Origin of the sequence: Pseudomonas sp. 31 R 17 (assembly GCF_900004915.1) — a bacterium.
GTDB lineage: Bacteria > Pseudomonadota > Gammaproteobacteria > Pseudomonadales > Pseudomonadaceae > Aquipseudomonas > Aquipseudomonas orientalis_A.
In genome coordinates this window covers 114,127-138,618 of record NZ_CVTN01000075.1, presented here as the reverse complement: position 1 = coordinate 138,618, position 24,492 = coordinate 114,127, and the positions used below count along the sequence as shown (strand labels likewise).

General features: G+C 61.1%; 24 protein-coding genes and 1 other RNA gene. 9 read left to right on the top strand and 16 right to left on the bottom strand.

Translation table 11 applies throughout. The features are described from left to right. Positions 1–181: 181 nt before the first annotated feature. The 6 genes from BFP89_RS19525 to BFP89_RS19500 form a co-directional block, all read right to left on the bottom strand. Entirely contained in the window at positions 182–1,186 is a 1,005-nt protein-coding gene (locus tag BFP89_RS19525; RefSeq protein ID WP_065887027.1) for an extracellular solute-binding protein, read from the bottom strand. 687 nt (positions 1,187–1,873) lie between these two features. Beyond that, a complete protein-coding gene (locus tag BFP89_RS19520) occupies positions 1,874–3,091 on the bottom strand; it encodes a 2-octaprenyl-3-methyl-6-methoxy-1,4-benzoquinol hydroxylase (protein ID WP_176718432.1) in 1,218 nt (405 codons plus the stop codon). A gap of 8 nt (positions 3,092–3,099) precedes the next feature. Beyond that, positions 3,100–3,585, bottom strand: coding sequence for a DUF4442 domain-containing protein (locus tag BFP89_RS19515; RefSeq protein ID WP_065887025.1), 486 nt, complete (start codon positions 3,583–3,585; stop codon positions 3,100–3,102). After that, entirely contained in the window at positions 3,578–4,765 is a 1,188-nt protein-coding gene (gene ubiH, locus BFP89_RS19510) for a 2-octaprenyl-6-methoxyphenyl hydroxylase (RefSeq protein ID WP_065887024.1), read from the bottom strand. The genes BFP89_RS19515 and ubiH overlap by 8 nt, the downstream gene beginning before the upstream one ends. Continuing rightward, complete coding sequence (gene pepP / locus BFP89_RS19505) at positions 4,762–6,084, bottom strand: Xaa-Pro aminopeptidase (RefSeq protein ID WP_065887023.1); 1,323 nt, start codon at positions 6,082–6,084, stop codon at positions 4,762–4,764. The genes ubiH and pepP overlap by 4 nt, the downstream gene beginning before the upstream one ends. A gap of 20 nt (positions 6,085–6,104) precedes the next feature. Further along, positions 6,105–6,662: a YecA/YgfB family protein gene (locus BFP89_RS19500; RefSeq protein WP_057723388.1), complete on the bottom strand. Its 558-nt coding sequence runs from the start codon at positions 6,660–6,662 to the stop codon at positions 6,105–6,107. Positions 6,663–6,801: 139 nt separating this feature from the next. Here BFP89_RS19500 and BFP89_RS19495 point away from each other — a divergent pair, with 139 nt between their 5' ends. The 4 genes from BFP89_RS19495 (at position 6,802) to BFP89_RS19480 (ending at position 8,222) form a co-directional block, all read left to right on the top strand. Further along, the gene (locus BFP89_RS19495) at positions 6,802–7,011 is read left to right on the top strand and encodes a TIGR02449 family protein (protein WP_003177365.1); all 210 of its coding nucleotides are present in this window, start codon (positions 6,802–6,804) and stop codon (positions 7,009–7,011) included. Next, on the top strand, positions 7,008–7,325 hold the full coding sequence (locus BFP89_RS19490; protein ID WP_065887022.1) for a cell division protein ZapA: 318 nt from the start codon (positions 7,008–7,010) through the stop codon (positions 7,323–7,325). Before BFP89_RS19495 ends, BFP89_RS19490 begins: the two co-directional genes overlap by 4 nt. A 30-nt stretch (positions 7,326–7,355) precedes the next feature. Then, positions 7,356–7,534: non-coding RNA, 6S RNA (gene ssrS / locus BFP89_RS19485), on the top strand. Between the two features lie 58 nt (positions 7,535–7,592). Then, on the top strand, positions 7,593–8,222 hold the full coding sequence (locus BFP89_RS19480) for a 5-formyltetrahydrofolate cyclo-ligase (RefSeq protein WP_065887021.1): 630 nt from the start codon (positions 7,593–7,595) through the stop codon (positions 8,220–8,222). A gap of 6 nt (positions 8,223–8,228) precedes the next feature. Here BFP89_RS19480 and BFP89_RS28995 read toward each other — a convergent pair whose 3' ends face one another. Continuing rightward, the gene (locus BFP89_RS28995) at positions 8,229–8,375 is read right to left on the bottom strand and encodes a hypothetical protein (protein ID WP_015886446.1); all 147 of its coding nucleotides are present in this window, start codon (positions 8,373–8,375) and stop codon (positions 8,229–8,231) included. 194 nt (positions 8,376–8,569) lie between these two features. On the opposite strand from BFP89_RS28995, the gene BFP89_RS19475 reads away from it, so the two are divergent. Beyond that, the gene (locus BFP89_RS19475) at positions 8,570–9,019 is read left to right on the top strand and encodes an EVE domain-containing protein (protein WP_065887020.1); all 450 of its coding nucleotides are present in this window, start codon (positions 8,570–8,572) and stop codon (positions 9,017–9,019) included. Positions 9,020–9,023: 4 nt separating this feature from the next. Here the strand turns inward: BFP89_RS19475 and BFP89_RS19470 are convergent, their stop codons facing one another. Beyond that, entirely contained in the window at positions 9,024–9,440 is a 417-nt protein-coding gene (locus tag BFP89_RS19470) for a flagellar basal body-associated FliL family protein (RefSeq protein ID WP_065887019.1), read from the bottom strand. 150 nt (positions 9,441–9,590) lie between these two features. On the opposite strand from BFP89_RS19470, the gene BFP89_RS19465 reads away from it, so the two are divergent. Together BFP89_RS19465 and glpT are read left to right on the top strand one after the other, a co-directional pair. Further along, positions 9,591–10,568, top strand: coding sequence for an NADPH:quinone oxidoreductase family protein (locus BFP89_RS19465; RefSeq protein ID WP_065887018.1), 978 nt, complete (start codon positions 9,591–9,593; stop codon positions 10,566–10,568). Between the two features lie 213 nt (positions 10,569–10,781). After that, positions 10,782–12,119, top strand: a complete 1,338-nt coding sequence (glpT, locus tag BFP89_RS19460; RefSeq protein ID WP_065887017.1) for a glycerol-3-phosphate transporter — start codon at positions 10,782–10,784, stop codon at positions 12,117–12,119. Here glpT and BFP89_RS19455 read toward each other — a convergent pair. Together BFP89_RS19455 and BFP89_RS19450 are read right to left on the bottom strand one after the other, a co-directional pair. Continuing rightward, positions 12,116–12,769: a gamma-glutamylcyclotransferase gene (locus BFP89_RS19455; RefSeq protein WP_065887016.1), complete on the bottom strand. Its 654-nt coding sequence runs from the start codon at positions 12,767–12,769 to the stop codon at positions 12,116–12,118. The genes glpT and BFP89_RS19455 overlap by 4 nt on opposite strands. A 27-nt stretch (positions 12,770–12,796) precedes the next feature. After that, the gene (locus BFP89_RS19450; RefSeq protein WP_065887015.1) at positions 12,797–15,184 is read right to left on the bottom strand and encodes a TonB-dependent receptor plug domain-containing protein; all 2,388 of its coding nucleotides are present in this window, start codon (positions 15,182–15,184) and stop codon (positions 12,797–12,799) included. 327 nt (positions 15,185–15,511) lie between these two features. Here BFP89_RS19450 and BFP89_RS19445 point away from each other — a divergent pair, with 327 nt between their 5' ends. Continuing rightward, positions 15,512–15,994, top strand: coding sequence for a sn-glycerol-3-phosphate transporter (locus BFP89_RS19445; RefSeq protein ID WP_065887014.1), 483 nt, complete (start codon positions 15,512–15,514; stop codon positions 15,992–15,994). Positions 15,995–16,175: 181 nt separating this feature from the next. On the opposite strand, the gene BFP89_RS19440 is transcribed toward BFP89_RS19445, so the two are convergent. From BFP89_RS19440 to BFP89_RS19415, 6 genes are all read right to left on the bottom strand, one after another. After that, complete coding sequence (locus tag BFP89_RS19440) at positions 16,176–17,144, bottom strand: CDP-6-deoxy-delta-3,4-glucoseen reductase (RefSeq protein WP_065887013.1); 969 nt, start codon at positions 17,142–17,144, stop codon at positions 16,176–16,178. Then, on the bottom strand, positions 17,144–18,610 hold the full coding sequence (gene ubiD / locus BFP89_RS19435) for a 4-hydroxy-3-polyprenylbenzoate decarboxylase (RefSeq protein WP_065887012.1): 1,467 nt from the start codon (positions 18,608–18,610) through the stop codon (positions 17,144–17,146). The genes BFP89_RS19440 and ubiD overlap by 1 nt, the downstream gene beginning before the upstream one ends. Before the next feature lie 59 nt (positions 18,611–18,669). Then, on the bottom strand, positions 18,670–20,652 hold the full coding sequence (locus tag BFP89_RS19430; protein WP_065887011.1) for an acyltransferase family protein: 1,983 nt from the start codon (positions 20,650–20,652) through the stop codon (positions 18,670–18,672). A gap of 157 nt (positions 20,653–20,809) precedes the next feature. After that, a complete protein-coding gene (gene rho / locus BFP89_RS19425; protein WP_003176825.1) occupies positions 20,810–22,069 on the bottom strand; it encodes a transcription termination factor Rho in 1,260 nt (419 codons plus the stop codon). 234 nt (positions 22,070–22,303) lie between these two features. Continuing rightward, positions 22,304–22,633 carry a thioredoxin TrxA gene (gene trxA / locus BFP89_RS19420; RefSeq protein ID WP_015886460.1) on the bottom strand — a complete coding sequence of 110 codons (330 nt, stop codon included), beginning with the start codon at positions 22,631–22,633 and terminating at the stop codon, positions 22,304–22,306. A gap of 120 nt (positions 22,634–22,753) precedes the next feature. Then, positions 22,754–23,449: a FadR/GntR family transcriptional regulator gene (locus BFP89_RS19415; RefSeq protein ID WP_065887010.1), complete on the bottom strand. Its 696-nt coding sequence runs from the start codon at positions 23,447–23,449 to the stop codon at positions 22,754–22,756. Between the two features lie 255 nt (positions 23,450–23,704). Between BFP89_RS19415 and BFP89_RS19410 the strand changes: the two genes are divergently transcribed. Next, positions 23,705–24,490: a transporter substrate-binding domain-containing protein gene (locus BFP89_RS19410; protein WP_065887009.1), complete on the top strand. Its 786-nt coding sequence runs from the start codon at positions 23,705–23,707 to the stop codon at positions 24,488–24,490. Positions 24,491–24,492 lie beyond the last annotated feature (2 nt).

Genomic DNA, 24,492 nt, shown 5'->3' with positions numbered 1-24,492 from the left:
ATTCCCTGGGAATGGACTGTCTGACAGCAGACACAAAACAGTGTGGGAGGAGGCCGTCTGTAGGAGCGAGCTTGCTCGCGAAAAACGTCAACGATAACGCGCGCTTCCTGAATGAACGCGGTGCCTGTGAGTTTTTCGCGAGCAAGCTCGCTCCTACAAAAAGCTTTAACGGTTTAAAAACTCAGTTCCAACCGGCGCGGTCCATCAAGCGGATCGCCTCGGCCTGACGCTTGCCCGCCACTTCCACCGGCAAGGTATCGGCCACGAATTTGCCCCAGGTCGCCACTTCGGCCGACGGCGGTACCGCCGGGTTGGCCGGGAACTCCTGGTTCACGTCGGCGAAGATCTTCTGCGCCTCGGGCGTGGTCATCCATTCCACCAGGGCCTTGGCCGCTGCCGGGTGTGGCGCGTGTTTGGTCAAGCCAATGCCCGACAGGTTCACATGCACGCCACGGTCGCCCTGGTTCGGCCAGAACAGCTTCACCGCCAGGTCCGGCTTCTGCTTGTGCAGGCGACCGTAGTAGTAAGTGTTGACGATACCCACGTCGCACTGCCCGGCGTTGATCGCCTCCAGCACGGCGATATCGTCGGAGAACACGTCGGTGGACAGGTTATTCACCCAGCCTTTGACGATTTCTTCGGTCTTGGCCGCGCCGTGGGTCTCGATCAGCGTGGCGGTCAGGGACTGGTTATAGACCTTTTTCGCCGTGCGCAGGCACAGGCGGCCTTCCCACTGTTTATCGGCCAGGGCTTCGTAGGTAGTCAGGTCGCCCGGTTTTACCCGGTCGGTGGAGTAGGCGATGGTGCGCGCGCGCAGGCTCAAACCGGTCCACGCATGGGCCGAGGAGCGGTATTGCAGCGGGATATTCTTGTCGATCACCTCGGAGGTGAACGGCTGCAGGATGCCCATCTGCTCGGCCTGCCAGAGGTTGCCGGCGTCGACTGTGAGCAGCAGGTCAGCGGTGGCATTTTCGCCCTCGGCCTTGATGCGCTGCATCAGCGGGGCTTCCTTGTCGGTGATGAACTTCACCTGTACGCCGGTCTTGCGGGTATAGGCGTCGAACACCGGCTTGATCAGTTCGTCGATGCGCGAGGAGTAGACCACCACTTCGTCGGCAGCCTGCGCGGTGGCGCTGCCGATCAGGGTGAGTGCCAGGGCAGTCAGGAGGCGCTTGGATGCCAACATGGGGGCGGTCTCTCATTTGCAAAAAGTGCGCAAATGATAAGGACTCACATTTGGTAACGCTTGGTGGAGGCGTTACCAGATGTTGCACGGTCGGAGACATGCGTGAAGGCTGGCGTCCTCATCGGGGCATAGGTATCTACACAACCCAGCACAACCCAGCAGCGCCCAACCGTAACCACGATGCGAAGCGAGTCGCTCTTGATCTGGCTTTTGATCTTGATCTGCTTTTGATCCTAGGCGCCCCGTTAAACCACGCTGGCCGAACGCAGGCTTGAATCCGTGGGCAACCCGGCAGGACGCCGGGTTAGCCGCACTGGGCCAGGGATGGCCCATTGCGGCGGCCCACGGATTCAAGCCGGAGAGAGGGCACACCGAGCCTAAGCGAGGTGCCGAGTGGTGGGGCAAGAGCGTTTTGCTTACTTTTGCGCTTTTCAAAAGTGAGCCGCTGTAAAAGCGGAACCATTAGCAGCCGTTATCGCAGAAACGGATATGTACTCGGTCCGATCCAACATCCTGGTCGGCCCTGAGGCCGCCATCGGGGGCAAGCCCCCTCCCACATTTGAACCTCGGAGCGTCAGGTAGATACGCGTTAGCTCCCTCGCCACAGGTGCGGTGTCGCACCAAAATTGTGTAGATACCTATGCTCATCGGGGGCAAGCCCCCTCCCACAGGGGGCCGCACTTCGGTTTACAGTTTGGCGAGGTCCGGGAGGTCGCCGGTCAGGCCCAAGGCCTGGCGTACAAAGAGTGCCTTGGCTTCGGGCATCTGGTCGACGATCTTCAACCCGGCATTGCGCAACCAGCGCAGCGGCAGTTGATCGGCCTGAAACAGGCGCTCGAAGCCCTCCATTGCCGCCATCAGCGCCAGGTTATGCGGCATGCGCCGACGCTCGTAGCGGCTCAGCACCTTCACATCCGCCAGACGCTCGCCACGCCCGGTCGCCGCCAGCAACACTTCGGCCAGCACTGCGGCATCGAGGAACCCCAGGTTCACGCCCTGCCCCGCCAAGGGATGGATGACGTGGGCCGCATCGCCAATCAACGCCAGGCCCTCGGCCACGTAGCGTTTGGCGTGGCGCTGACGCAACGGCACGCAGACGCGCGGGTCGGCGCTGATCACGTTGCCGAGGCGCCCTTCGAAGGCCCGCTCCAGTTCACGGCAGAAGCGCTCATCGTCCAGGGCCATCAAACGCTCGGACTCCGCCGGCGTGGTCGACCATACGATCGAGCACCAGTCCTCTTGCCCATCACGCACCAGCGGCAGGAATGCCAGCGGGCCCGTGTCGGTGAAGCGTTGCCACGCCGTGCGCTGGTGCGGCTGGCTGCTGCGCACGCTGGTCACGATGGCGTTGTGCAGGTAGTCCCATTCACGGGTGGGGGTGCCGGTCAGGCGGCGCACTGCGGAGTTGGCGCCGTCGGCGGCGACCACCAGCGGCGCGCGCAGCTTGCGCCCATCGGCCAGGGTCAGCAGCCACTCATCGCCGGAACGGCGCATCTGCTCCAGGCGCGCATGGGCCAGCAGCCCCAGGTCACAATCATGCAGGCGGTCCAGCAAGGCATCCTGGATCACACGGTTCTCGACGATATGCCCCAGCACCTCGGCATGCACGCTGGCCGCCGAGAAGTGGATCTGCCCGGTGCCGCTGCCGTCCCACACTTGCATCTGGCCATAGGGGCTGGCGCGGCGCTCGACGATGCCGTCCCACACGCCAAGGCGTTCGAGAATGCGCTGGCTGGCGGCGGACAGCGCACTCACCCGCGGTTCAAACGCCGCCGCCGATTCGAACGGCTTGACGCTCAACGGGCTGCCGTCAAGCAGCAATACCTGCAGGCCACTGCCCTGCAACGCCAGCGCCAGGGCGCTTCCGACCATTCCGGCCCCGACAATCAGCACATCTGCGCGCATGTCCATAGTCAAGCCTGTCTCGCTGGCGGCTTGCGCCGCACGTAAAGGGTTTTGTCGACCCGCGCCACCAGGGTGCCGGAGCCGTCATGAATCTGGACCTTGAGCCGAGGCAAATATTTCTCGCCATCGGCGGTCTGTCGACGAACCTCATCGAGCAGGGCGTCGTCGATGGAAAACTCGGCATACACCGGGCCTTTGCCCGGCGAGATGAAGTCGATGCTGGCGGCCTTGTCCCACACTATGTAATCACGGCCCAGGTTCTCCATCAGCATCAGCATGTAGAACGGGTCGACCATCGAATACAGGCTGCCGCCGAACTGGGTGCCCACATAGTTGCGGTTATACCAGCCCAGGCCCATGCGCACCTTGACGTGACGAAAGTCGGCGCTCATCTGCTGCACGCTGACCCCGGCGCCCAGGTAGGGCGGATAGAGCGTCATCACCCAGCGCAGCAGCCGCGCCTTGCCCAGGCGCTGGATCAGCCACTTACGCATCGGGGCGCGTACCCAGGCCCATGGCCTGGCGGGCGAACCAGCGCTTGGCTGGCGGCAGCAGGTCCAGGCCGAGCAGACCCATGTTGCGCCCCAGCGCCACCAACGGTTGGCCGCTGCCGAACAGGCGCGTGACCTGGTCGGAGAAACCCACCGTCAGTTGCTGGTCCAGGCGCTGGCGCTCGCGGTAGCGCTGCAGCGTCGCCAGGTCGCCCGGCACGGCAGGGCCGGCCAGCAAGGCTTCGGCCAGGGCGTTGGCGTCGCGCAGGGACAGGTTGAAACCCTGCCCGGCGATCGGATGCAGGCTGTGCGCCGCATTGCCGAGGACCACCAGGTGCGAGCGGACCTGTTCTTCCGCTTCCACCAGCGTCAGCGGATACAGATGCCGCGCGCCTACCTGCTTCAGGGTGCCCAGGCGATAGCCGAACACGCCCTGCAATTCGCTGAGGAAACTGCGCTCGTCAAGGCCCGCCAGGCGCTCGGCGTCCATGCCCATGCGGGTCCAGACCAGTGCGCAGCGGTTGTCGGGCAGCGGCAGCAAGGCCATCGGTCCTTCATCGGTGAAGCGCTCGAACGCTTCGCCATTATGGGCTTCGCTCGGGGTAATGTTGGCGATCAGCGCGCTCTGGTTGTACGGGCGCGTCTTGACGCCGATGCCCAGTTGTTCGCGCAGGCCCGAGCGGCCGCCGTCGGCCAGTACCGCGAGGTCGCATTCGAGCACGGTTTCATCGTTGAGGGTCAGGCGGTAGCCATCAGGCAGCGGCTCCATGCGCGTGACTTCCGCCGGGCAGCGCCAGCTGACCACCTCTTTATCCAGGCCTTGCCACAGGCATTGGCCCAGCCAGGCGTTTTCCACCACGTAACCGAGGGCCGGCACACCCTCTTCCAGGGCTGACAGACGTGCGGTGGAGAAACGTCCACGGTCGGACACATGAATCTGCTTGATCGGCTCGGCGCGACGGGAAATGTCCTGCCACACGCCCAGGCGCTGATAGATCTGCCGGGCACCAAAGGACAGCGCCGAGGAGCGCGCATCGTAGCTCGGCTGATAACTGTCGCCGGGCGCGAAGGGCTCGATCAGTGCGATTTTCCACCCTCGCGCCTTGGCCCCGGCCTGCAACGCCAGCGCCAGGCTGGCGCCCACCAGGCCACCGCCGATGATCGCCAGGTTGACCCGGCTCATCGGGCAGCCGCCATCAGCGCTTCGATCTCGGCCACCGTCTTGGGCACCGCACCGGTCAGAATCTCACAGCCTTGCTTGGTCACTATCACGTCGTCCTCGATGCGTACGCCAATGCCACGCCACTTCTTCGCTACGTTCTGGTTATCCGGTGAAATATAGATCCCCGGCTCCACGGTCAAGGCCATGCCGACTTCCAGCACGCGCCATTCACCGCCGACTTTGTACTCGCCCACATCATGCACATCCATGCCCAGCCAATGGCCGGCGCGATGCATATAAAAGGCGCGGTAGGCCTCGCTGGCGATCAGTTCGTCAACCTCGCCCTGCAGCAACCCCAGCCTGACCAGCCCGGCCGTGATGACCTGCACGGTCGCCTCATGCGCCTGGTTCCAATGCTTGTTCGGCGCAATCTGCGCGAAGGCGGCTTCCTGGGAGGCCAGCACGATCTCGTAGATCGCCTTTTGCTCGGGCGAAAACCTGCCGTTGACCGGCCAGGTGCGAGTGATGTCACTGGCGTAGCAGTCGATCTCGCAACCGGCGTCGATCAATACCAGGTCACCGTCCTTGAGCAGCGCGTCATTCTGCTGGTAATGCAGGATGCAGCTGTTGCGCCCGGCCGCCACAATGGAGCCATACGCCGGCATTTTCGCGCCGCCCTTGCGGAACTCGTAATCCAGTTCGGCTTCCAGGCTGAACTCATGCAGGCCGGCACGGCTGGCCTGCATCGCGCGCACATGGGCGGCGCAGGAAATTCGCGCCGCCTCGCGCATCACCTTCACTTCCGCCGCCGATTTATACAGGCGCATGTCGTGCAGCAAATGATCCAGGGCAACGAATTCGTTCGGCGGCTGGGCCCCAAGGTGCGCCTTGGAGCGGATCACGTTGATCCACTCCATCACATGCCGGTCGAATTCGGCATTGCTGCCCATGGCCGAATACACCCGGTCGCGGCCTTCAATCAGGCCGGGCAGGATGTCGTCGATATCGGTAATGGGAAACGCGTCGTCAGCGCCAAAATCGCGGATCGCGCCTTCGGTACCGGCGCGCAGGCCGTCCCACAATTCGCGTTCGGCATTGCGTTCGCGGCAGAACATTATGTACTCGCCATGCTGGCGACCGGGCATCAGCACGATCACCGCCTGCGGTTCGGGGAAGCCGCTCAGGTACTGGAAGTCGCTGTCCTGGCGGTAGACATGCTCTACATCACGGTTGCGAATCGCCACGGCGGCGGCCGGCAGGATCGCGATGCTGTTGGGTTCCATCTGCGCCATGAGCGCCTTGCGGCGACGGGTGTATTCCGCTTTGGGGATATGGATCATGGGCAGATGGGCTTCCTTTTTCAGTGCAGCGACGGCTTGGGCGCCGCAGGTTCAGCGGACTTCCTGGTCTCGGTGAACAGCAGCAACGGCGCAACGCGCAGGTATTCCATGACTTCCATGTAGTCACCCTCGCCGTCTTCGGATTCTTCCAGGGCGTCTTGCACCTGAGAGATGGCTGCCAGGTCCTGCAACACTTCCTTGGCGTCGGTGCTCAGTTCCAGGCCGCCGGCATTCACGCCGAAACCGTGGAGGAAGCCCTGGCACCATTGGCCCAGTGCAGCGGCGCGCTCGGCGAGCGGTGCGTCGTCGGTCGGCAGCAGCAGGACCACGGTGACGTCATCACCGGTCAGCTCGCCCTTGACCATCTCTTGCAGGCCGATCAGCGCGTTACGCACGTTCTCGGTCGGTTCGGTTTCCAGCAGCTCGGCCACATCGGCCAGCCAGTTGTCGGCATCGAAGCCCACGCCGGTGCAACTGCGGCCCAACAGCACGCCGTGCAGTTCGGCAGGCGAGCAAGGATGACCGCTGGTGCTCAGCAGTTTGGAAAAAGCGTCGTACGGGGAGTTCTGAATGGGCATGGTGAGCTAGGCGCCAGACGGCGCAATGTCTAGAATGGAGCGCTGTATCCTAGCACCGGCAGACGCACCAAGACTATCGAGGGCGTCAGATCGTTTATCCTGAAGTTGCCATTCATCAGACAAAATCCAGTGGAACCCAATGGAAGACACCGACCTGCAAGCGCTGATGGCCAGACTCGAACTGCTAATTGATCGGGTCGAGCAACTTAAGAGTCAAAACGGACTCCTATTAGCTCAGGAAAAGACCTGGCGCGAGGAACGCGCTCACCTCATTGAAAAAAACGAAATCGCCCGGCGTAAGGTCGAATCGATGATTTCGCGCCTGAAGGCCCTGGAGCAAGACTCATGAGTTCAAGCAATAGCGTTACCGTGCAGATCCTCGACAAAGAGTATTCGATCATCTGCCCCCAGGAGGAGCGCAGCAACCTGGTGAGCGCTGCCCGCTACCTGGATGGCAAGATGCGTGAAATCCGCAGCAGCGGCAAAGTGATCGGCGCCGACCGCATCGCCGTGATGGCTGCGCTGAACATTACCCACGACCTGCTGCACAAGCAGGAACGCCCTGACGCGCAGGCCAGCGGCTCGACCCGCGAGCAGGTGCGTGACCTGCTCGAACGCGTCGACCTGGCGCTTTCCACCGATTCCGACGCACCCAAGGGCTGATTGCCGAGTCTGTTTAAGGTATACTCGCCTCACTCCCTGGCGTGTTTGCCAGTCGGCGATGTCCCGGAGCCGATTCGCACTACCCTGGAAGTTGCACGTTGGGCTGGTGTGCATGTCCGCTAGACGGAAAGCCTTAAAGCCTACTGCTTCTTCCACCTTGAACTTTCGGGTTCAAGGGCTTAGTCGACAGCGGCTCTGCCGGGGAGCCTGAATTCCCAAACTCAATGCCAGTCTTCGGACTGGCATTGTTTTATGAGCCGAACAGCCATGACCGAACCTGCGCCGCTTTCCCGTCCGCAACTTCGACGCCTGTTGCGCAAAGCACGCCGCGCTCTGACACCGAGCGAGCAGCGTCAGGCCGCGCAAGGTCTTTACCGGCAACTGGCACAGCACCCGCTGTTTCGCCGGGCCAGACATATTTCCCTGTATCTACCGACGGACGGTGAAATCGATCCGCGTCTGCTGCTGCGCGCTGCCCAGCGCCGGGGCAAGGCCACCTACCTGCCCGTACTGAGTGCGTGGCCGCGTACCAAAATGGTGTTCCAGCGCGTGCGGCCTGGGGATAAGTTGCTGCCCAACCGCTTTCGCATTCTCGAACCTCGGGCCGATGCCCAGCGCCAACGCAAAGTGTGGGCGCTGGATCTGGTGCTGCTGCCGCTGGTGGGGTTCGATAATGAGGGTGGGCGATTGGGCATGGGTGGCGGCTTCTATGACCGCAGCCTGGCTTACCTCGCCAGGCGCAACACGTGGCGCAAGCCGACGCTGCTGGGGTTGGCCCATGAATGTCAGCAAGTCGATCGCTTGGCGCAGGCGAGTTGGGACGTGCCGCTGGAGGGCACTGTCACCGAAAAGCAATGGTATGTAGCAGAAACGCCGCCGGAACCAGCGACGCTTTAAATCGCGTTAACGCTTGAATTGCTGCTGCACAGGCGAAAGCTCAACCGGTGCATCGGTCTTGTTCGACCACAAGCTCTGGGCATACCCGGTGGTCACGACACCCAGACCAAACAAAATAACCAATATCCATAGTAAATCCGGTTTACGTTGCATCGATTGCCCCCCTTCAGGCATCTCGTACACGATGACAACAACGTTCCAAAGTAGTCCGTTGCAGCTGCGCCAAGCTTGAAGCCCGGCATTCTGCGGTAACGTGAACCAACACGCAAACCTTGACGCCAACCGACTGTCGGTTTGTCACGGGATTGCCCGACAACTTGCCCAATGCCTTTTTCAGGAGCGCAAAAATGGCCTACTGGTTGATGAAATCCGAGCCCGACGAACTCTCGATCAAAGGCCTGGAAACGCTCGGTGAAGCCCGCTGGGACGGGGTGCGCAATTACCAGGCGCGCAACTTTTTGCGGGCCATGGCGGTGGGCGACGAATTCTTCTTCTACCACTCCAGCTGCCCCGAGCCAGGCATTGCCGGCATCGGCAAAATCGTCAAGGCCGCCTATCCCGACCCGACCGCGCTGGAGCCAGAAAGCCACTACTTCGATGCCAAGGCCACCCCGGAAAAAAACCCGTGGAGCGCAATTGACGTCGCGCACATGCAGACCTTTGCCAAGGTGCTGGGCCTGGGCTACCTGAAACAGCAGGCCGCGCTGGCCGAACTGCCTCTGGTGCAAAAAGGCAGCCGGCTCTCGGTGATGCCGGTCACCGCCGAACAGTGGGCGGCAGTCCTGGCGTTGCGTTGAAGGGTTACTGAATGATCAGGTTGTTGAACAACAGGTCTTCCACCATCGGCTTGCCGGTCTCATCGTTCATCACCTGCTGCGTCTGTTTCAACGCTTCCTGGCGCAGCTTTTCCTTGCCTTCAACCGTGCTCATGGCTTCGTTGGTCTGCTGGGTAAACAGTGCCACCAGTTGGTTGCGAATCAACGCATCATTGGCTTTGACCGCTGCGGCGGCTTCGGTGCCGGTGACGCGCAGAGCGATGTCGGCCTTGAATACCTTGAGTTTTGCCGTGCCATCCAGGCCGTAGTTGCCCACGAACGGCGGCGTCAGGCTGATATAGCTGACCTTCGGCGCCTCGCCCTCTTTGGCCTCTTTGGCTTCTTCGGCCTGGGCGGCCATCGGCAAGGTCAGGGCCAGCATCAACAGGATCCACGCTTTCACAGTTCATTCCTCGAATTCGATTGCCGGGTAGCATAACGCTAGCAAGGCTGAGCACAAGCTTATGGGGGCTTATCAGGCGCGGGCATGCTTGTTGACCCACGGGCGTACCCTCCTACACTTATCGGCCACGACGCCAAAAGGAATAGTCAGATGAAAGCTGTGCTGTGCAAAGCCTTCGGCCCCGCCGAAACCCTGGTGCTGGACGAGATCGCCAGCCCCGCGATCAAGAAGAACGAAGTCCTGCTGGACGTGCACGCGGCCGGGGTGAATTTTCCGGACACCCTGATCATCGAGGGTAAATACCAGTTCAAGCCGCCCTTCCCGTTTTCCCCGGGTGGCGAAGCGGCGGGCGTGGTGAGCGATGTCGGGGAGAAGGTCAGCCACTTGAAAGTCGGTGATCGCGTGATGGCCCTGACCGGCTGGGGCAGTTTTGCCGAGCAGGTGGCGGTGCCGGGCTATAACGTGCTGCCGATCCCGCCGAGCATGGACTTCAACACCGCCGCCGCCTTCAGCATGACCTACGGCACCTCGATGCACGCGCTGAAACAGCGGGCCAACCTGCAACCCGGCGAAACCCTGCTGGTGCTCGGCGCTTCCGGTGGCGTGGGCCTGGCCGCCGTGGAAATCGGCAAGGCCATGGGCGCCCGGGTGATCGCCGCCGCCAGCAGCGCCGACAAACTCGCGGTGGCCAAGGCGGCCGGCGCCGATGAGTTGATCAATTACAGCGAAGCCAACCTCAAGGACGAGGTCAAACGCCTCACCGACGGCAACGGCGCCGATGTGATCTACGATCCGGTGGGCGGTGACCTGTTTGACCAGGCGATCCGTTCGATCGCCTGGAATGGCCGTCTGTTGGTAGTGGGCTTTGCCAGCGGGCGCATCCCCGAATTGCCGGTGAACCTGGCACTGCTCAAGGGCGCGGCGGTGGTGGGCGTATTCTGGGGCTCGTTTGCCCAGCGTCAGCCGCAGGACAATGCGGCCAATTTTCAGCAACTGTTCACCTGGTATGCCGAGGGCAAGTTGAAGCCGTTGGTGTCGCAGGTGTACCCGCTGGAACAGGCGGCCCAGGCAATCAATGACCTGGGGCAGCGCAAGGCGGTGGGTAAGGTTGTGGTGCTAATCCGCTGACCGAAGTGGAATGCAGCCCTAATGTGGGAGGGGGCTTGCCCCCTCCCACATTTGATCCTCAACGACCCACACTTACCTATTCGCGACATGTTCATAAGAGAACATGCAATTGCTCCCATTTCCTGTGTTTGCGGATAAGAGGCGATGCTATTTTCGGTAACGAAACTGTAACATTCGCATCCGCAGTCAAAACAAGAAATTTGGAGCCCTTGAATGTTTGCTTTCTTCCGACCTGCCGCACACCAGGCGCCCCTGCCTGAAGAAAAAATAGACAGCACCTACCGACGCCTGCGCTGGCAGATCTTCGCCGGTATTTTCTTCGGTTACGCCGGCTATTACCTGCTGCGCAAAAACTTCTCCCTGGCCATGCCGTACCTGATCGACGAGGGCTACACCCGCGGTGAGCTGGGCCTGGCGATGTCGGCCATCGCGATTGCCTACGGCCTGTCCAAGTTCCTCATGGGCCTGGTGTCCGACCGCTCCAACCCGCGTTACTTCCTGCCCTTCGGCCTGCTGGTGTCAGCGGGGGTGATGTTCATTTTCGGTTTCGCGCCTTGGGCGACGTCCAGCGTGACCATGATGTTCATTTTGCTGTTCATCAACGGTTGGGCCCAAGGCATGGGCTGGCCGCCAAGTGGGCGGACCATGGTGCACTGGTGGTCGCAGAAAGAACGCGGCGGCGTGGTCTCGGTGTGGAACGTGGCGCACAACGTCGGCGGCGGCCTGATCGGTCCGCTGTTCCTGCTGGGCATGGCCTGGTTCAATGACTGGCATGCGGCGTTCTACGTCCCGGCCACGGTGGCGCTGGCAGTGGCGGCGTTTGCCTTCATCACCATGCGCGACACGCCGCAATCGGTTGGCCTGCCGCCGATCGAGCAGTACAAGAACGACTACCCGGAAGGCTACGACGCCAGCCACGAAGACGAATTCAGCGCCAAGGAAATCTTCGTCAAGTACGTGCTGCGCAACAAAATGCTGTGGTACATCGCCCTCGCCAACGTGTTCGTCTACCTGCTGCGCTACGGCGTACTGGACTGGGCGCCGACCTACCTGAAAGAAGCCAAGCATTTCACGGTCGACAAGTCGTCCTGGGCGTATTTCTTTTACGAGTGGGCAGGTATCCCGGGCACGCTGCTGTGTGGCTGGATGTCGGACAAGATCTTCCGTGGCAATCGCGGCCTGACCGGCATCGTGTTCATGGCGCTGGTGACCGTGGCGACTCTGGTTTACTGGCTCAACCCGCCGGGCAACCCGATGGTCGACATGATCGCGCTGGTCTCCATCGGCTTTTTGATCTACGGCCCGGTGATGCTGATCGGCCTGCAGGCGCTGGAACTGGCACCGAAGAAAGCCGCAGGCACCGCGGCTGGCTTCACCGGCCTGTTCGGCTACCTGGGCGGCTCGGTGGCGGCGAGCGCGGCGATGGGCTACACCGTGGACCACTTCGGTTGGGACGGTGGTTTCGTGCTGCTGATCGGCGCGTGCGTGTTGGCGATCGCCTTCCTGATCCCGACGCTGTGGCACACCAACAGCGTCAGCTCGGCGCGCTAACTGCCCGGGCAATCCTTCGCACAACGCTTGAGCCGCGCCTCCAGGTTTTTATCTGGCATGGCGTGGCTACGCAGGGCGTTCACGGTCTGCTCGACATAATCGCGAGTGGTGCCGTAGCGCCCGCAAGCGCTTTGCAGTACATGGTTCAGTACGATATCGGGCAAGTTGCCGGCATAGCTGGGCAAGTGCCGCTCCAGCACAAATCCCAACGCCTGCACCTGACTGCCATCTTCGAGGCGGCAACTGAGCCAGTGCGGCTTGTAGGAGGGGTAAGGCATTTCGCGTTGCCATAATGCATACAGCGAAGCCTCCAACTGATCTTCCGGCAAGCGGTAGGCAAACCCGCTGCACGAACCGCCCCGATCCAGCCCGAAGACCAGGCCCGGCAACTCCGGCGTACCCCGGTGCTCGTGGGACCACAGGTACAGGCCACGGTGATAACCGTGAACCCGCGCGCGCACCCGTTCGCTCGACGAACATTCAGGACGCCAGATCAACGAACCATAGGCAAACAGCCAGACCGGCCCACCCTTATGCCTGGCCATGGTGGCCTGCATGGAGCTCATTAATTGTTCGTGAGTGAGTTGCGGCCCAAGATCGAGCCGCGGAGGGTAAGCCAACTGCAAAAGATCGGTTTCAATGGCGGTCATGGCGAAAAGCGTTGCGCCTCCTGTGTGCTACCAGTTGTAAGCGACTTTACCGTAATAAAACGCGCCGCTGTAACCGTACGGCGAAAAAGTGCTGTAGGACAGGTTGCCGCCGCTGCTGGCGTAGGCATTGACCTTCTCGGGGTATTTGTCGGTGACGTTGTCGCCGCCGAGGGTGAAGGTCCAGTTCTTCAACTTGTAGTCCGCCGACAGGTCCAGCACCCAGGCTGCCTTGAAGGTCTGGTCGTTGACCTTGTCCGCCTGGTAGCTGGTGAACTCACCATAGCGCACCAGGTTGCTGTGCAGCGCCCAATTGCCGAAGGTGAAGTCGTTGCCCAGGCTCAGCTTGTGCTGGGGCGTGGTATCGCCGAGCAAGCCGATGCGCTCGCGACGGTCCACCCGCACCAGGTTGGCGCCCAGGCTGTCGAGGACGGCCGGGTTGGCCTTCACATCGGTGACCTTGGTGTGGTTGTAGTTGTAGCCCACGGTGCTGTTCCAGCGGATACCGTTATCGAACTGATAGCGATAGTTGGCCACCAGGTCGATACCGTCGGTGCTGGTGTCGGTGGCGTTGGTGAAATAACGCGCCGTGGTGTAATTGATATTGCCGACACCGTTGGCTTGCAGGTAGGCCACCGTCGCCGGATTGAGATTCAGGTTGGACGACAGGCTGATGCGGTCGCGTATGTCGATGCGGTACACATCCAGTGTCACCGTCAGGTCGTCGGCAGGCTCCAGCACCAGGCCAAGGCTGTAGTTACGCGACTTTTCAGCCTTGAGGTCTTCGGCACCGAGCAGGCGCGCCACCTGGCTGTTGGCCGGGAACGTGCCGGCCTCCTGGATCGTATTACCGATCAATTGTGATGAGGTATAGGCGAAGTTCTGCTGGGCCAGGGACGGCGCGCGAAAGCCATTGGAAATGCTGCCGCGCAACGCCACTTGCGGGGTGAAGTCGTAACGCGCCGACAGCGAACCGCTGAGGTTGGAGCCAAAATCGCTGTAGTCCTCATGGCGCACGGCGGCCGAGGCGCTGAGTTGTTCGGTGAAGTGGGTTTCCAAATCCAGGTATTGCGCCCAATTATGCCGCGTACTGGTGCCGGCATCGGCATCGCGGAACCCGCCAAGGCCAGAACTGCCGGTCTGGTAGTAGGACGCGGGCTCACCTGCCTGGATGTCATAGCCCTGATGCAAGTATTCACCGCCGAACGCCACGGAGACCGGGTACGGCAGCCAGCCCAGGTCAAACTCGCGGGACAGGTCCAGGCTGACTTGCTTCTGCTCGTTGCTCAGGGTGCCGTTGTTGAATTTGCGCGGCGTCGCCAGGCCCAGGGAGGTGTTGATGGTTTCGGTGCCGAGCTCGTACTGATTCTTGCCGTAGTTGGCCGACAGGTCGTAATGCCAGTCGTAGGCGAGCAGCCCGCGCAGGCCCACCACCAGCGAGGTGTCTTCCAGGTTGCCCTTGATCAGCGGCAGGTAGCCGTTGGGGTTGAGTGCCGCAATATTGTTGGAAGCGTTGCTGGCGCGGTAGAACGCTGCCGTCTCGCCGCGGCGCTTGCTGTAGCCACCGAAACTGTAGAACTCGGCGGCATCGTTGAAGGAATATTCCGAGTTGAACTGGAATTTGCCCTCATTGGTGGCCGGCTCGCCTTGACGGAATACACGCTGGCCGTAGGTGGTGGAACCGACGCTGCCTGGACGGTAATCATTGCCGGCACGGTTGGTGTAATCGTTGTCGGCACCTTCGGCCGACAGATTGATAAAGCCGTTTTCGCCCAATGCCAGGCCCGTATTGCCGCTGACATTACGCTGGATGCCGTCACCTTTTTTGTACCCGCCGAACCGAGTGGAGATCGAACCGCCCTGGTCGTCGTGCTTGAGGATCACGTTGATCACGCCGGCGATCGCGTCGGAGCCGTAACGTGCCGACGCGCCATCGCGCAGCACTTCGATGTGGTCCACCGCCGACAGTGGGATTGCATTCAGGTCCGCCGGTGCCGAACCGCGACCGACCGCACCGCCGAGGTTGACGAAAGCACTGGTATGACGGCGCTTGCCGTTGACCAGTACCAACACCTGGTCCGGTGACAAACCGCGCAACTGCGCCGGGCGTACCAATTCGGCGCCATCCACCAGGCTCGGCCGTGGAAAGTTGATCGATGGGATCAGGCGCGCCAGCACCGCGCCCAGCTCGTCGGAGCCGGTACTGCGTAGGGTTTCGCCGGAGATCACATCGATTGGCGAGAGCGAAGCACTGGCGGTGCGCTCCTGGGCGCGGGTGCCGGTCACGATGACCGTATCCAGTTGGGGCGCATCGACGGCGGACGTTTCATCCGCAAGAACGGGATTGAATCCCACGGTGGTCAGCAAATTGGCCGACAAAATCGCCGTGTATAACGCGTGTTTTCTGTAGCTCCCCATACCGCTCCCTATGAATCAATTAATAGAACTTCAACGCTCTGAGTTCGTACGATCGATCCGGCTGGCGGGCGGTAGCGGTCAGTGATTGGTGGCTGTGGATGAAGTCGGTAGTCCGTTGACATATAGCCTAAAGATATTCATCGAATAAAATAAATACCTTAAAAGAATAAGCGAAGGCATAAGCACCCTCCCCCGCTCATCAGCCACCGCGACGGCAATCCGAGCGCTTTCAGCCCAGGTTCAGCCTGAGCAGCGGGCAATCCGCCAAAATGCCGCACACATCACGACCCACTTAGCCGCTCACCCAATCGACTATCGAGGCCGCCCATGCACAAAATCCGCTTGCCTGGCCTGTTGTTCCTGGCCCAGGCCACCACTGCACTGGCAGCTGAAACCCCACCGGCAAACGACGACAAAGGCTTCTGGTACGCGCAGACCAGCGTCTACACCCGGCATTTCGCGCCCGACCCCGAGCACAACAACCAGCAAAACCTGCTGGGACTGGAGCGCAACGAAGCGTCGGGCCTGGTCTATGGCGCGGCGACCTTTCGCAACTCGTTCAGGCAACGCGCCTACTACGCGTACGCCGGCAAGCGCTATGACATGGCCGAGTACCCGGTGTACCTGAAGGTCACGGGTGGGGCGATCCAGGGTTATCGCGGCAAGTACCGTGACAAGATCCCCCTGAACCGTTATGGCGTGGCGCCCGTCATCATTGCGTCCGTGGGCACGCATTACGGGCCGATGGCGGCAGAACTGGTGTTGCTGGGGTTCAATGCAGCGATGGTGACGACTGGACTAAGATTCTGAACGGGCGCAAATCAATGTGGGAGGGTGCAAGCCCTGTCTGTAGGAGCGAGCTTGCTCGCGAAAACCGTCAACGATAACGCGCGCTTCCTGAATGAACGCGGTGCCTGTGAGTTTTTCGCGAGCAAGCTCGCTCCTACAGAGGGCGGCATCAGGGCAAGCCACCTCCCATACGTTGATTACGTCAGGGACGTGGGGCGTAGGCGAATACGTCGGCGCGCATCTGGTGCGCATCCATCCCGGCGTCGACCAACGCATCCAGCGTGCCGTAGATCATCGCCGGTGATCCGCTGGCGTACACGTGCACGGCCTTGAGGTCGGTAATGTCTTCGCACACGGCTTCATGCAGCAAGCCGCAGCGCCCTTCCCAACCGCACAGGTCACTGACGACTTTGTGCAGGAACAGGTTGGGCAGTTGCCGCCATTGATCCCAGTGCTCGATCTCGTAGAAATCTTCCGGGCGACGCACGCCCCAATACAGGTGCACCGGGTGCTTGAAGCCGGAAGCCCGGCAATGCTCGATCAGGCTGTGCATCTGGGCCATGCCGGTGCCAGCGGCGATCAGCACCAGCGGTCCGTCCGGCAACTGGGCCAGGTGGGTGTCACCGAACGGCAGTTCAACCCGCGCCATCCGGTTGCGCTGTAGCTGGTCCAACAGGTTGCGTGCGCTGTCCTCGCGGGCCAGCACATGCAGTTCCAGCTCGCGGCCGCAGTGAGGTGCCGATGCCAGGGAAAACGCCGACTTCTCGCCGTTCTCACGCTCGATCATCAGGTACTGGCCGGCGTGGTAACGCACCGCCTTGCCAGCCGGCGCGCGCAGGCGCACGCGCCACACATCGCCGCCGACTTCCACGCATTCGCTCAACTGGCACGACAATTTGCGCACCGGCAATTCCCCCGGCGCCAGCACGCCATCCCACAACACAATGCAATCTTCCAACGGCTCGGCGATGCAGGTGTAGAACTCACCATGATCGCGCACTTCACCGCCCTGCTGCACACGGCCCTCCACCAACAACGCCGCACACACGTGGCATACGCCGTTGCGACACGCCTGCGGGCATTCGTAGCCCAGGCGGCGCGCGCCGTCGAGGATGCGTTCGCCGGGGTTCAGTTCCAGTACCGCGCCGGAAGGTTGCAGGGTTACACGCATCAATCTATTCCCAATTCTTTCCAGATTGCATCGACGCGAGCAGTCACGGCGTCATCCTTGACGATGACCCGGCCCCACTCGCGGGTAGTTTCACCCGGCCATTTGTGAGTGGCATCCAGGCCCATTTTCGATCCGAGCCCCGACACCGGCGAAGCGAAGTCGAGGTAATCGATCGGCGTGTTGTCGATCATCACCGTGTCGCGCTTGGGGTCCATGCGCGTGGTAATGGCCCAGATCACGTCGTTCCAGTCGCGGGCATTGATGTCGTCGTCGGTGACGATAACGAACTTGGTGTACATGAACTGTCGTAAAAACGACCACACACCCAGCATTACCCGCTTGGCATGGCCTGGGTACGACTTCTTCATGGTGACGATGGCCATGCGGTACGAGCAACCTTCCGGCGGCAGGTAGAAGTCGGTGATTTCCGGAAACTGCTTTTGCAGGATCGGCACGAACACCTCGTTCAACGCCACGCCAAGGATCGCCGGCTCATCCGGTGGCCGACCGGTGTAGGTGCTGTGGTAGATCGGCTTGATCCGATGGGTGATGCGCTCAACGGTGAACACCGGAAAGCTGTCGACTTCGTTGTAATAACCGGTGTGGTCGCCGTAAGGCCCTTCATCGGCCATTTCGCCGGGATGAATCACACCTTCCAGGATGATTTCGGCGGTGGCCGGCACTTGCAGATCGTTACCGCGGCACTTCACCAGCTCGGTGCGGTTACCACGCAGCAGGCCGGCGAAGGCGTATTCGGACAAACTGTCCGGCACCGGCGTCACTGCGCCCAGAATGGTGGCAGGGTCGGCGCCCAGCGCCACAGAGACCGGAAATGGCTGGCCCGGGTGTTTTTCGCACCATTCGCGAAAATCCAGGGCGCCGCCACGGTGGCTCAGCCAACGCATGATCACCTTGTTGCGGCCGATCACTTGCTGGCGGTAGATGCCGAGGTTCTGGCGGTCCTTGTTCGGACCTTTGGTGACGGTCAGGCCCCAGGTGATCAGCGGGCCGACGTCGCCGGGCCAGCAGGTCTGCACGGGGAGCATGGCCAGGTCGACGTCATCGCCTTCGATGACCACTTCCTGGCACACCGCGTCCTTGACCACCTTGGGCGCCATGGCAATGATCTTGCGGAAGATCGGCAGCTTCGACCAGGCGTCCTTCAAGCCTTTGGGCGGCTCGGGCTCCTTGAGGAAGGCCAGCAGCTTGCCGATCTCGCGCAGTTCGCTGACCGCCTCGGCGCCCATGCCGAAGGCGACGCGCTCGGGAGTGCCGAACAGGTTGCCGAGCACCGGAATGTCGTAGCCGGTCGGGTTCTCGAACAACAGCGCCGGGCCCTTGTTACGCAAGGTACGGTCGCAAATCTCAGTCATTTCCAGTACCGGTGAAATCGGCATCTGGATACGTTTCAACTCTCCGCGCTGCTCAAGTTGCTGCACGAAATCCCGAAGATCCTTGAATTTCATTAACCATGCCACCCGTAAAATAGGCGTACATCCTACCTGCTCTCGAGGCGGCTGGCAGCTTAATTGGCCGTCAGCCCCCGTGACTGCAGCGAACTGAACAGCGGTTCCATAAAGGCCTCGATATGCCGCGCGCCCACTTCAGACAGGTGGTTATCGTCGGTGTACAGCGCGCGCCCGTTGAGCTCGACCCGGCACAAGCCATCGGTGCCGCACAGCGAGGGCGCCGGGTCCAGCACCGCGACGCCGCTGTCGGCGGCCGCCAGTTCGTCGAACAACTGACTGATAAACGCCTGGCGCTTGAGATGCTTGGCTACGTCGAGACCTTCGCCGTCAAACGGTCGGTGCATCATTGCCAGGCGACTGAGGCGGTAAGGCACGATGATTTCCTGCAGCGGCACCTCCTTGACCAGCCAGACCTTGTGCCCCGCAGCGCGCAGCGCCTGAATGCGCTCGCGCATCCCCTGGGCAAAGCGTTGCTCAGCCACAGCCTGCACGTACTCGCCGGTGCTGGGGTCTTTGAGCGCATGCTCTTTGTCACCCGACATTTGCCCGTAGACATACAGGCTCCAGCGCGCCGCCAACACCACATCGCTGATTTTCTTTTCGGTCATCGCCTTCTCGACGCGATGGTTGAAATGCGCACACCGGGCAATGTTCTCAAGGCCATCCAAGGGGATGCAGCCGGCAAAGCTGGCTTCAATCACGCTGATATCATGGCGATCAGCGCCCTCTTTGAGCGCCGGAATCAGCGCGGTGGCGTGACTGTCGCCCCACACCAGCGCCGAGACCGACTGACTTTTGGGACCGAAATGGCAGAACAACCGCTCATCGGGCGTGTCCTTGTCAGCCATGCACGCCATCAACTCCGGGCTCCACTTCTTTGCCTTCGCGAAAATCAACGCCTGCTCAGACAAGCGCGACGGCACACCGTCGAATTCACGGATCGCCAAGCCAGTAAAGCCCAGCCCCAGGATGCCGACCACGGCTGAAGCAAGAATTGCCTTACGCGAGGCCAGCAAGCGTTTTTCCCGGAACGGCGTTTCCACGAAGCGCCAGGACAGGTAGCCCAGCACCAACGAGAGCAGCATCAAGCCGGCCAGTTCCAGGACGCTCAAGCCATCCACCGCAGCATAGCTGGCGTACACGAACACCGGCCAGTGCCACAGGTACCAGGAATAGGAAATCAGCCCGATACCAACCATCAGCCGCGTACTCAACAGGCGCCCGACCCAGGTGTATTGCTGCCCGTTGGCCCAGATCAACCCGACCACGCCCAGCACCGGCAACAGCGCGGCCGGACCTGGAAACGGGGTTTTCGCGTCGTAACCGAATACCGCGATCAGGATCAGTGCCATGGAGGCCAGGCTGACCCCCTGGGCCAGGGCAGGCGAAGCGCGCCATTGATATTTGGGCATCACCGCCAGCATCGCACCGGCCAGTAATTCCCAGGCACGCAGGTGCAGCAGGAAGAAGGCTTTTTGCGGCTCGTGCTCAACCGCCCAGACGCTCATGCCAAACGAGCCCAGCAGCACCGCGAACAGCGCCAGGCGCCAGTGCTTCAGGCGAGCTGAAAGCAGCGTGAGCAACAGCGGGAAGAAAATGTAGAACTGCTCTTCTACCGCCAGCGACCAGGTGTGCAGCAGGGGCTTTATGTCAGAAGCTGCATCGAAGTAGCCATGCTGGCGCGAGAACAACAGGTTGGAGGTAAAGGTCACCTGATAGTGCGCAGACCGCCCCAACTCTTCGTAGTCCTTGGGCGCCAACAGAAACCAGCCCACCGCGAGTGTGGCCGCAATCATTACGAACAGCGCCGGCAGGATGCGCCGTGCGCGCCGAGCCCAGAAGTCGATGAAACTGAAGCGCCCGGCCTGACGCTCACGCCAAATGATGGACGTGATCAAAAAGCCGGAAATGACGAAGAAGACATCGACGCCAACGAAACCGCCGGTGAGGCCAGGAACGCCGAAGTGAAACAGCACGACTGCGAGGACAGCGATGGCACGCAGGCCGTCAATGTCCCTGCGGTAAGCAAGAGTGGTCATAAGAATTGTGGTCAGTCTGTGACGAAAGGAGTGAGCGTAGTCGCGGATACAATTTTTGTTACTTAACGGACACTTATGCCATAAAAAACGATGAATCTCGACGCAAAAAAAATGGCGCCCCGGGCGGGACGCCATTTTTCGGACCTGAAACGCCGTATTACTTGCGTTTCATCGACAGAAAGAACTCGTCGTTGGTCTTGGTGGTTTTCAGCTTGTCGATCAGGAACTCGATAGCGGCCACTTCGTCCATCGGGTGCAGCAGCTTGCGCAGGATCCACATGCGCTGCAGTTCGTCGTCGGCGGTCAGCAACTCTTCGCGGCGCGTGCCGGAGCGGTTGATGTTGATGGCCGGGAACACACGCTTTTCAGCGATACGACGGTCCAGGGGCAGTTCCATGTTGCCGGTACCCTTGAACTCTTCGTAGATCACTTCGTCCATCTTCGAGCCGGTTTCAACCAGCGCGGTGGCGATAATGGTCAGCGAACCGCCTTCTTCGATGTTCCGCGCGGCGCCGAAGAAACGCTTTGGCTTCTCCAGGGCGTGGGCATCGACACCACCGGTCAGCACCTTGCCGGAGCTCGGGATCACGGTGTTGTAGGCACGGGCCAGACGGGTGATGGAGTCGAGCAGGATCACCACGTCTTTCTTGTGCTCGACCAGACGCTTGGCCTTCTCGATCACCATTTCGGCAACCTGTACGTGACGGGTTGGCGGCTCATCGAACGTCGAGGCAACCACTTCGCCACGCACAGTGCGCTGCATTTCGGTCACTTCTTCCGGACGCTCATCGATCAACAGTACGATCAGGTGAACTTCAGGATTGTTGCGCGCGATGTTCGCTGCAATGTTCTGCAGCATGATCGTTTTACCGGCTTTCGGCGGCGCGACGATCAGGCCACGCTGGCCCTTGCCGATCGGCGCGCACAGGTCGATCACACGACCGGTCAAGTCTTCGGTGGAACCGTTGCCGGCTTCCATCTTCATGCGCACAGTCGGGAACAGCGGGGTCAGGTTCTCGAAGAGAATCTTGTTTTTCGCGTTCTCGGGACGATCGAAGTTGATCGTGTCGACCTTGAGCAGGGCGAAATAACGCTCGCCTTCCTTCGGCGGTCGGATCTTGCCAACGATGGTGTCGCCGGTGCGCAAGTTGAAGCGACGGATCTGGCTCGGCGAGACATAGATATCGTCTGGGCCGGCGAGATAGGAAGCGTCTGCAGAGCGGAGGAAGCCGAAGCCGTCCTGGAGAATCTCCAGCACGCCATCACCGGAGATTTCCTCGCCGCTTTTCGCGTGCTTCTTGAGCAGGGAGAAAATCACGTCCTGCTTGCGCGAACGGGCCATATTTTCTATGCCCATTTCTTCGGCCAGTTGGAGCAGGTCGGTAATCGGCTTTTGCTTGAGTTCAGTCAGATTCATATAGGAATGACGTAATCATTTATGGAGGGGGGAAATTAAGCTTTTGGCTTAATGAGGCCGCGCCGCAGAGAAGGCGACAGGATCGCGTACTAATCGAAAAGGAATGCGTCGGCGACGGCTTGCAGGGGGCAGTGGAGAAACCAGTGCGGGGCCGAATGTACCACCTGAATTTCGGAGCGTCTAGCCCTGTTTTACGAAAAAGCCCCGAGATTTTCGGGGCTTTTTTGGCGACGCTTAGATGTTGGCGTCGAGGAAAGCTTGCAGCTGGGACTTCGACAGCGCGCCCACTTTAGTGGCTTCGACGTTGCCGTTCTTGAACAGCATCAACGTTGGGATACCACGCACGCCGTGCTTGGCCGGGGTTTCCTGGTTGTCGTCGATGTTCAGCTTGGCAATGGTCAGCTTGCCTTCGTAAGTGGTTGCAATGTCGTCCAGGACCGGAGCGATCATTTTGCAAGGGCCGCACCATTCAGCCCAGTAGTCAACCAGCACCGGGCCGGCAGCCTTGAGTACTTCGGCCTCAAAGGTCGCGTCGGTGACGTGCTTGATAAGATCGTTGCTCATGGATGTCTCCGGATTGTAAGCAAAAAAAACGTTGCCCATCATAGCCGCCCTTCCCCCGTTCAGGAAGCCGCCTCTGATTGAGTGTTGCTATGGCCGCGCATGACTTTGAATATCGCCCGCTCACGGCGAGACAGGTGTGACGAAGGCAATGCCCGTGCGCATCGCCGCATTACGTACATGTTCCTGCATGGTTTTCTGCGCTGCCGCACTGGTGCGCCGGGCGAGGGCGCGCAGGATCTTGCGATGTTCCTGCCAGGTTTCCATGGCGCGTTCCGGCCGGATGAACGGTAGTTTCTGGCTTTCCAGGAAGACCTCGGCGCTGGCGCTCAGGATACTCACCATCGCCTGGTTGCCGCTGGCCAGCAGGATGCGCCGATGAAACTCGAAGTCCAGCCGGGCGGCGCTTTCAAAGTCACCGGCCTTGAGCACCTTGCGCATTGCTTCGACATTGTCCTGGAGGCTGTCGAGTTCATCGGTGGTCAAGGTGACCGCCGCCAAACCGGCTGCGAACCCTTCAAGGGCGTAACGCAGCTGGAAGATATCCAGCGGCGTGGCCTGCGCTGCAAACGGCCAGGCGAGTTCGGACGGCGGCTGCGGTACCTGCACGAACACGCCCTTGCCCGGCTGCACACTGACCACACCCAGGGCGCTCAAGGACGATAACGCTTCGCGCAACGACGCCCGACTGACGCCCAGGCGCAGCGCCAGATCACGTTGAGAAGGTAATGCATCGCCCGGCCCGAAGCCCTGCTCCTTGATCAGTTTACGGATGGCCTGCAGGGCCGCCTCCGGTACGGCTTGGGCGATGGAATTCATGGAAAACTCAAGGTTGCAGTCGATTGAGTGACTAGTTGTAAAGCTATTCATGTCTGCCGGCAAGCCACGCCCCAAAGGGGCTCGCGCGCTTTTCACGGCGCTCGAAAAGGGTGCGAAAAGCTCAACGACTGTTCAGACCAGTAAGACCATCTCATCTCAACGACTGCGTGCCTTTCAGATGATTCCAGGAGGGCTGGCATGGGCTGTGCACTGAGCAAACTCAGAAAATTCCTTCGCCCTTCTCGGAGAGTTGCCATGACCAAGCGCTACAGCGCCCTGCTCACTGCCCTGTTTGCCAGCCTGATGCTGAGCCAGGCACCCGCCCAGGCCAACGGTCTGGACGATATCGTCGCCCGTGGCACCCTCAAGGTTGCTGTGCCGCAGGACTTCCCGCCATTCGGTTCGGTAGGCCCCGACATGAAACCCCGCGGCCTGGACATCGACACCGCCAAGCTGTTGGCCGACCAACTCAAGGTCAAGCTGGAATTGACCCCGGTCAACAGCACCAACCGCATCCCGTTCCTCACCACCGGCAAGGTGGACCTGGTGATCTCCAGCCTGGGCAAGAACCCCGAGCGCGAAAAAGTCATCGACTTCTCCAGGGCCTACGCACCTTTCTACCTCGCCGTATTCGGCCCGCCTGACGCCGCCGTCAGCAGCACCGACGACCTCAAGGGCAAGACTATCAGCGTGACCCGTGGCGCCATCGAGGACATCGAGCTGACGGCTGTCGCCCCCAAGGAGGCGACCATCAAGCGCTTTGAAGACAACAACTCGACCATCGCCGCCTATCTGGCCGGCCAGGTCGACCTGATCGCCAGCGGCAACGTGGTGATGGTGGCGATCAGTGAACGCAATCCCAAGCGCGTACCGGCGCTGAAAGTGAAGCTCAAGGACTCGCCGGTGTACGTCGGCGTGAACAAGAACGAGCCGGCGTTGCTGGAGAAGGTCAACCAGATCCTGGTCGCGGCCAAGGCCGACGGCAGCCTTGAAAAGAACGCGCTGCAATGGCTCAAAGAGCCCTTGCCTGCCGACCTCTAAGC

Excerpts from the sequence above, each read along its gene's own strand:
- BFP89_RS19515 (WP_065887025.1), bottom strand. The coding sequence starts at position 3,585 with ATGCGTAAGTGGCTGATCCAGCGCCTGGGCAAGGCGCGGCTGCTGCGC.
- BFP89_RS19500 (WP_057723388.1), bottom strand. The coding sequence starts at position 6,662 with ATGCCCATTCAGAACTCCCCGTACGACGCTTTTTCCAAACTGCTGAGC.
- trxA (WP_015886460.1), bottom strand. The coding sequence starts at position 22,633 with ATGAGCAACGATCTTATCAAGCACGTCACCGACGCGACCTTTGAGGCC.
- BFP89_RS19430 (WP_065887011.1), bottom strand. The coding sequence starts at position 20,652 with ATGACCACTCTTGCTTACCGCAGGGACATTGACGGCCTGCGTGCCATC.
- BFP89_RS19490 (WP_065887022.1), top strand. The coding sequence starts at position 7,008 with ATGAGTTCAAGCAATAGCGTTACCGTGCAGATCCTCGACAAAGAGTAT.
- BFP89_RS19445 (WP_065887014.1), top strand. The coding sequence starts at position 15,512 with ATGCACAAAATCCGCTTGCCTGGCCTGTTGTTCCTGGCCCAGGCCACC.
- ubiH (WP_065887024.1), bottom strand. The coding sequence starts at position 4,765 with ATGAGCCGGGTCAACCTGGCGATCATCGGCGGTGGCCTGGTGGGCGCC.
- rho (WP_003176825.1), bottom strand. The coding sequence starts at position 22,069 with ATGAATCTGACTGAACTCAAGCAAAAGCCGATTACCGACCTGCTCCAA.
- BFP89_RS19525 (WP_065887027.1), bottom strand. The coding sequence starts at position 1,186 with ATGTTGGCATCCAAGCGCCTCCTGACTGCCCTGGCACTCACCCTGATC.
- BFP89_RS19475 (WP_065887020.1), top strand. The coding sequence starts at position 8,570 with ATGGCCTACTGGTTGATGAAATCCGAGCCCGACGAACTCTCGATCAAA.
- BFP89_RS19450 (WP_065887015.1), bottom strand. The coding sequence starts at position 15,184 with ATGGGGAGCTACAGAAAACACGCGTTATACACGGCGATTTTGTCGGCC.
- ubiD (WP_065887012.1), bottom strand. The coding sequence starts at position 18,610 with ATGAAATTCAAGGATCTTCGGGATTTCGTGCAGCAACTTGAGCAGCGC.
- BFP89_RS19480 (WP_065887021.1), top strand. The coding sequence starts at position 7,593 with ATGACCGAACCTGCGCCGCTTTCCCGTCCGCAACTTCGACGCCTGTTG.
- BFP89_RS19440 (WP_065887013.1), bottom strand. The coding sequence starts at position 17,144 with ATGCGTGTAACCCTGCAACCTTCCGGCGCGGTACTGGAACTGAACCCC.
- BFP89_RS19410 (WP_065887009.1), top strand. The coding sequence starts at position 23,705 with ATGACCAAGCGCTACAGCGCCCTGCTCACTGCCCTGTTTGCCAGCCTG.
- BFP89_RS19455 (WP_065887016.1), bottom strand. The coding sequence starts at position 12,769 with ATGACCGCCATTGAAACCGATCTTTTGCAGTTGGCTTACCCTCCGCGG.
- BFP89_RS19415 (WP_065887010.1), bottom strand. The coding sequence starts at position 23,449 with ATGAATTCCATCGCCCAAGCCGTACCGGAGGCGGCCCTGCAGGCCATC.
- BFP89_RS19465 (WP_065887018.1), top strand. The coding sequence starts at position 9,591 with ATGAAAGCTGTGCTGTGCAAAGCCTTCGGCCCCGCCGAAACCCTGGTG.
- BFP89_RS28995 (WP_015886446.1), bottom strand. The coding sequence starts at position 8,375 with ATGCAACGTAAACCGGATTTACTATGGATATTGGTTATTTTGTTTGGT.
- BFP89_RS19495 (WP_003177365.1), top strand. The coding sequence starts at position 6,802 with ATGGAAGACACCGACCTGCAAGCGCTGATGGCCAGACTCGAACTGCTA.
- BFP89_RS19520 (WP_176718432.1), bottom strand. The coding sequence starts at position 3,091 with ATGCGCGCAGATGTGCTGATTGTCGGGGCCGGAATGGTCGGAAGCGCC.
- glpT (WP_065887017.1), top strand. The coding sequence starts at position 10,782 with ATGTTTGCTTTCTTCCGACCTGCCGCACACCAGGCGCCCCTGCCTGAA.
- pepP (WP_065887023.1), bottom strand. The coding sequence starts at position 6,084 with ATGATCCATATCCCCAAAGCGGAATACACCCGTCGCCGCAAGGCGCTC.